8 protein-coding genes are annotated in these 5,824 nt (G+C 40.5%); 2 read left to right on the forward strand and 6 right to left on the reverse strand.

Going from position 1 to position 5,824, the window contains the following annotated elements; all coding sequences use genetic code 11:
• Together WB217_RS18725 and WB217_RS18730 are read right to left on the reverse strand one after the other, a co-directional pair.
• Positions 1 to 1,166 (reverse strand): NAD(P)/FAD-dependent oxidoreductase (locus WB217_RS18725; RefSeq protein ID WP_423994844.1); only part of this gene is annotated, 1,166 nt, incomplete at its 3' end.
• A gap of 229 nt (positions 1,167 to 1,395) precedes the next feature.
• The gene (locus tag WB217_RS18730; RefSeq protein WP_423994845.1) at positions 1,396 to 1,581 is read right to left on the reverse strand and encodes a YjcZ family sporulation protein; all 186 of its coding nucleotides are present in this window, start codon (positions 1,579 to 1,581) and stop codon (positions 1,396 to 1,398) included.
• A 191-nt stretch (positions 1,582 to 1,772) separates the two neighbouring features.
• On the opposite strand from WB217_RS18730, the gene WB217_RS18735 reads away from it, so the two are divergent.
• Complete coding sequence (locus WB217_RS18735) at positions 1,773 to 2,864, forward strand: GDSL-type esterase/lipase family protein (protein WP_423994846.1); 1,092 nt, start codon at positions 1,773 to 1,775, stop codon at positions 2,862 to 2,864.
• A 73-nt stretch (positions 2,865 to 2,937) separates the two neighbouring features.
• Positions 2,938 to 3,543 carry a DUF502 domain-containing protein gene (locus WB217_RS18740; RefSeq protein ID WP_423994847.1) on the forward strand — a complete coding sequence of 202 codons (606 nt, stop codon included), beginning with the start codon at positions 2,938 to 2,940 and terminating at the stop codon, positions 3,541 to 3,543.
• Positions 3,544 to 3,586: 43 nt separating this feature from the next.
• On the opposite strand, the gene WB217_RS18745 is transcribed toward WB217_RS18740, so the two are convergent.
• The 4 genes from WB217_RS18745 to rsgA all read right to left on the reverse strand — a co-directional run.
• Positions 3,587 to 4,087: a PTS sugar transporter subunit IIA gene (locus tag WB217_RS18745; protein ID WP_423994848.1), complete on the reverse strand. Its 501-nt coding sequence runs from the start codon at positions 4,085 to 4,087 to the stop codon at positions 3,587 to 3,589.
• A gap of 21 nt (positions 4,088 to 4,108) precedes the next feature.
• Positions 4,109 to 4,552 (reverse strand): peptide-methionine (R)-S-oxide reductase MsrB, encoded by a 444-nt coding sequence (gene msrB, locus WB217_RS18750; RefSeq protein ID WP_423994851.1) that lies wholly within the window; start codon positions 4,550 to 4,552, stop codon positions 4,109 to 4,111.
• Positions 4,552 to 5,091: a peptide-methionine (S)-S-oxide reductase MsrA gene (gene msrA, locus WB217_RS18755; protein WP_423994849.1), complete on the reverse strand. Its 540-nt coding sequence runs from the start codon at positions 5,089 to 5,091 to the stop codon at positions 4,552 to 4,554. The genes msrB and msrA overlap by 1 nt, the downstream gene beginning before the upstream one ends.
• 155 nt (positions 5,092 to 5,246) lie before the next feature.
• Positions 5,247 to 5,824 (reverse strand): ribosome small subunit-dependent GTPase A (rsgA, locus tag WB217_RS18760; RefSeq protein ID WP_423994850.1); only part of this gene is annotated, 578 nt, incomplete at its 5' end.

Genomic DNA, 5,824 nt, shown 5'->3' on the forward strand with positions numbered 1-5,824 from the left:
CCTAAATCTCCTGGAACAGCTTCCTTCATAGTCGGCTCTAAAAATCCCTCTTTGATTCGCTTTTCTGTGGATCTGCGTCCTTTTAAGATGTCGCCATATTTCTGGACAATCAGCCCGCCATGTGAAAGGCTGTTGGCTAAACGTGAAATTTCGTGCGCAAACTCATTCGGCTTATCAAATGGTTCAGAGAATGTGTGTGATACGAGCAGCGCAAAATTAGTGTTCTGACTCCCTAATTTAGGATCTTTATAAGCGTGTCCATTAGCCAGCATGATTCCTGAATGGTTTTCTACTACCACATGGCCAGAAGGATTGCTGCAGAAAGTCCTGACAGTGGTCCCAACAGATGTATTAAAAATGAACTTACCTTCATATAAATGTTCATTTATTTCTTCCATGACTACATTTGATGTTTCAACCCTAACGCCGATATCAACCTGATTGTTAATCATCTTCAAACGTCTCTTTTTGAGTATTTGCGTCAGCCACTTTGATCCATCACGGCCTGGAGCTATAACGACCTTATCTGCATATATTTTTTCTCCATTCTTTAGCTCAACGCCCATGACCTTGTGGCCCTCTGGAGTTTTTTCAGTAATAAGGTCCTCAATCTCTGTCTTGAAGGCCATTTCAATTTTATCTTTTAAGTATTCAAAAATATTCTTTAAGATTTCAAGATTTTGTTCGGTTCCAAGATGGCGTACCTGTGCCCTTAGAAGCTTCAATCCTGCGGCATAGCCCCTGCGTTCAATATCCCTGACTTTGTCTGTCATCGGATCTGTTATGTTTTCAGTCGCCCCATGTTTAAGATTGATTTGGTCTACATATTTAATTAGTTCAACAACTTTGGAATCAGGAAGATAATCTGTCATCCAGCCGCCAAACTCACTTGTTATATTGAATTTCCCATCAGAATAAGCTCCTGCTCCGCCAAATCCATTCGTAATTGAACAAGCTGGCAAACAGCCTGCAAAATCCTTTTTTCCAGCCGGCGGCGGGCATTTTTCAATTTTCTTTTGTAAAATCGGGCAGTTTCTTTTATATATATCGTGCCCTTTATCGATAAGCAAAACGTTCGCTCCAGGCATTTTTAATGTTAATTCATAGCATGTAAAAATTCCTGCTGGTCCTGCCCCAACGACGATTACATCATAGTTAGAATTCATTTAAGTTTCCCCCGCCAAATTGTTTTTTTGCTTAACCCTTGGTAAATATAACAAAAATAATATGTGCAGTCAACGCAAATTACGAACTTTCCAATATGTAAGTTTTTAAATGTTCGTGTTTTCTTTTATAAACTATATATTCTTAATATAAAAAAAGACTGCCAGCAGCTGCGGCAGTCTCTCATGCTCAAAAATGATTCTATATAGTTTTTGTCAGCGTACTGCCGAATTACCAGATGTGGGTGCAGCACGCGCCGATGATGATTAACAAAATGAACAATACTACGATTAAAGCAAAACCACCAGAACCATAGCCGCATCCAGCTCCCCCTACTCCTGCATAAGGGTAACCTCCATGACACATAGTACCTTGAACGCCTTGAACTGGCATAGGGGCATTATCGTATCCGTACATTAAAACCACTCCTCGATTGTTTTTGAATTGCTTTCCCTTTACGTTATGATATGGGTACTTGACCCGATTGTGCATTTGCCTATTTTTTTTAATTTATGGATTGTTAAAATAATTAAATAAAACTCTTTTCTTTAGTAATGAAATAATGTAATTATGTGATATGCGATTGTTTTCGAAGGAGTTATCTCATCATGATAAATACAAAAATAAGAATCTTAAGTGTAATGATCCTGACTGTTGTTATCTATATAATGATTTCACAATCAGAACATTATTTATCAGAGGATCTGAACGTATATGAAAAGATTGAGGTAGGTGAACCGTTCAATTACCTAATTATTGGGGACAGCATTGGCAGGGGGGCAGGCGCGGAAAGAAAGGAATTGCGATGGTTCAATCAGCTTGAGGCACTAATAAATGATTATTCGGGATCGAGAGGCAGGCGTCATTTAGTGGTCCAAAGCGGTGCAACAGCATTCGAAGGAATTTACAAGCTGCAAAGCTCGCCAAAACTACAGAATATGGACCTGATTTTTATCGTTTTTGGCGAAAATGACCGAAAATTCATGGATCCAGAGCAATTTACTTTTTTCTATGAAAAGCTTATAAGAAATGCAAAAGAGCTAAACAAAGACGCAGAGATCATTACGATTATCGAAAGTCCTTTGAAGCAAGAACCATTTGCGGACGCGATTAAGAGGATTTCATTCCACTACGGGGCTAAATGCATTGATATGAGAATTCCTTTCAAGGAATCTGGAATGCTTACGGAGCATCTCACTTCCGATATGGTACACCCAAATGGGACCGGATACCGGCTATATGCCAATTCTGTCTTCGAGTTAATTAAGAAGAATATTAGGAATGAAGCGGACATTGCGGATTACCCAAAATCTATAACCAAAAATGATTTCTTTTATCTTGCTGAAAAAGAGGATATTGCAGATAAAAAAGGCTTTAAATCTGAAATTGGAAGCTATGTCAGCAGGAAGTCTGGAGATTACATCGAATATGATTTCGAAGGTCCAATACTTGGGGTTAATGTAATCCGAAGCGAAATCGGCGGAATGATGAATGTCTACATTGATGGAGAATATGTCAGAACGCTTTCTACCTGGTGGCCATTTTTCCGAGAACGGCACTTGTATATCGCAAGCGGCCTGGAGGATGGACATCATTCAGTTAGATTTGAAGCCATCGAGGATGTTTCTGCAAGAAGCACTTCCCAGAATTCTTTGCTGCAAATTATTTCGATCATTGTGGCCAAAGAAAAAGAAAGTTAATAAAAAGTTTGATATTGAAATATTCCCTGAAAAAGAGTATGTTACTTTCATACTTAAGAATGAGGAGCACCACATGAAAAGTTTATTGAAGAATTTTATCAATGGGATCCTGACTATCGTCCCAATCATTCTGGTTGTCTATGTAATATATAAAACCTTCATGTTTTTAGACAGCCTGCTTGGAAATGTGCTGAAGCCACATTTCCAAGATAGTTATATTCCGGGGATTGGCCTTCTGACCACATTGGTTCTGATTACCATTTTGGGATGGCTATCCACCCGCTTCATTACCGGAAGCATTATAAAACTGATTGACAGACTGCTTGAGAAAATCCCTTTTGTCAAAACGGTGTATTCAGTTATTAAAGATACAGTACATTCTTTTCTGGGTGAAAAGAAGTCCTTCTCAAAGGTGGCATTGGTCACCGTTCCTGGAACAAATATGAAAAGCCTTGGCTTTATCACAACCGAAAATCTGGAATCCTTCTATGAACCCTTATCCCAGCATGTAGCTGTGTACATTCCGCAAACTTTCCAGGTAGCTGGTTTCACCTTCCTGATTCCTAAAAATGATATCGAAATTATTGATGTGAAGTCAGAAGATGCTATGAAGTTCATCCTTTCAGGCGGAATGACTTCAAAGAATGCTGAAAGCACAAAAATTGAAAACAGCCGCTGAATGCTCAGCGGCTGTTTTCTTTATCCGAGGTTTTCCGAACATTTTAATTAAAAGTCACTTCCAGGATCGGAGTTGACCCTCTTTCTACTTTTCCTTCGGTTAATAAGTTTAATGAAACTGCCTGATCAGTGTTAGTAATGATGATTGGCGTTACAGTGCTTTTCGCCTTCTCACTGATTGTCGCCATGTCGAAGCTTACCAGCTTGTCTCCAGCCGTGACAGAATCACCTTGCTGTACATGGGTTTCAAAACCTTCACCCTTTAACGAAACTGTTTCCAAACCAATGTGAATCAATATCTCCGCACCATTTTTAGCTCTGATGCCAACTGCATGCTTAGTCGGGAAAATCTGCATGATCTCACCATCGACTGGTGATACAACAATGCCCTCTGACGGCTCAATCGCAATGCCATCCCCCATCATTTTTTCAGAGAATACTGGATCTGGTACAGAAGCGAGATTGACAGCATTACCGCTGAGCGGTGCAAGAATCTGTATCGTCTTTACTGGTTCTTCTTTTTTCCCAAACAATTTCTTAAACATGACGTTCATCCTTCCATATTCCTATTTATCTTGATCGTGGAATAGTTTTAGATACTCCTCGTAACCTTCTTCTGCAAATTTTTCCTTTGGCACAAACCTTAATGCAGCTGAATTGATGCAATAACGAAGGCCAGATTCACCTGGGCCATCATCAAAGACATGTCCGAGATGTGAATCAGCGGTTTTGCTTCTCACTTCTGTCCGAACCATAAAATGGCTTAAGTCCTGCTTTTCTATGACTTCTTCCTCTTCGATTGGTTTTGTAAAACTCGGCCATCCGCAGCCGGCATCAAATTTATCATGGGAACTGAATAAGGGTTTTCCTGAGACAATGTCAACATACAGACCCTCTCTTAAGTCATTCCAATATTCATTTCGAAATGGAGGCTCCGTTCCGTTATTTTGGGTTACTTCATATTGCATTGGAGTCAGTCTTTGCTTTAACTCCTCCTGATTTTTCTTCATCATTCTGTTCCCCCCCAGTTCCTCTGGATAAATGCTTCTCTTCCAGAACCTTTTTGATATGAATTGTACCTTTCTGGATTTTTTTTATAAAATCCCTGATGGTATGTCTCGGCAGGATAAAATTCCTTTGCTGGTAAAATCTCCGTTACAATCGGCTTTGAGAACCGGCCGCTTTCTTCCAGGTTCTTTTTAGATTCTTCAGCCTGAATCCGCTGCACTTCACTATGATAAAAAATAGCCGTTTGATACGAACGACCGCGATCGTAGAACTGGCCTCCTGCATCTGTAGGATCAATCTGCTGCCAAAACAGCTCAAGCAGCTTACTATAAGGATATACAGCTGGATCAAAGGTGATCTGAACTGCTTCATAATGTCCAGTTGTATCTGTACAAACCTCTTCATATGTAGGATTCACTGTCGTGCCACCAGTGTAGCCGGATACAACGCTTATAATCCCTGGCTGCTGGTCAAATGGTTTAACCATACACCAAAAGCAGCCTCCTGCAAATGTAGCAAGCTCCCGGTTATCCTTTTCCATATTAACACCTCTTCCTTTTAGACTGCTTCGAATAATGACGAAACAGCACTCTACTCAAATACTTATTCCCTATTGTATAACTTTTAAAGCAAAAAACACATTCAGAAGCTTTTTTCTAACACATCAAAAAACCTCTTCCGAAGAAGAGGATAAGTTTATTTTCCTTTGAATATGGTTTTTTGACGGATTTCTTTATTGATGTTTTTCCAATGGCGTTTTTCATCCGCTTGTGCCTTTTTATCGACCTTCCTGTCTATATAGGCAAGCTCTTTTTGCAGCTTTTTATAGCTGCTGAACCGATTCTCATCCAACGCCCCTTCGTTGATTGCAGCCCTTACAGCACATCCCGGTTCGTTATTATGGTTACAGTCACGGAATCTGCAGGAAGAGGCAAATTCTTCAATATCAGAAAAGCTTTCACTGATCCCCTCATCACTTTGCCAAAGCTGTACTTCCCTCATTCCAGGTGTATCGATGAGCACGGCGCCGCCTGGGAGCTGGACCATTTCGCGGTGTGTAGTCGTATGCTTACCTTTATCATCGCTAACTCGAATTTCCTGGACAACCTGCTTTTGAAATCCAGTCAGAAAGTTTACCAGACTGGATTTCCCTACACCCGACGACCCGATAAGAGCAACTGTTTTGCCTGGGGCTAGGAATCTTTGCAATTCCTCGGTTCCGGTTTTCTCCAGCACACTTACGGCTATCACAGGCACTCCAAGAGCCACATCGG

The organism is Mesobacillus sp. (assembly GCF_049588175.1).
Classification (GTDB): Bacteria; Bacillota; Bacilli; order Bacillales; family Cytobacillaceae; genus Mesobacillus.

Excerpts from the sequence above, each read along its gene's own strand:
- WB217_RS18730 (WP_423994845.1), bottom strand. The coding sequence starts at position 1,581 with ATGTACGGATACGATAATGCCCCTATGCCAGTTCAAGGCGTTCAAGGT.
- WB217_RS18735 (WP_423994846.1), top strand. The coding sequence starts at position 1,773 with ATGATAAATACAAAAATAAGAATCTTAAGTGTAATGATCCTGACTGTT.
- WB217_RS18740 (WP_423994847.1), top strand. The coding sequence starts at position 2,938 with ATGAAAAGTTTATTGAAGAATTTTATCAATGGGATCCTGACTATCGTC.
- WB217_RS18745 (WP_423994848.1), bottom strand. The coding sequence starts at position 4,087 with ATGTTTAAGAAATTGTTTGGGAAAAAAGAAGAACCAGTAAAGACGATA.
- msrB (WP_423994851.1), bottom strand. The coding sequence starts at position 4,552 with ATGAAGAAAAATCAGGAGGAGTTAAAGCAAAGACTGACTCCAATGCAA.
- msrA (WP_423994849.1), bottom strand. The coding sequence starts at position 5,091 with ATGGAAAAGGATAACCGGGAGCTTGCTACATTTGCAGGAGGCTGCTTT.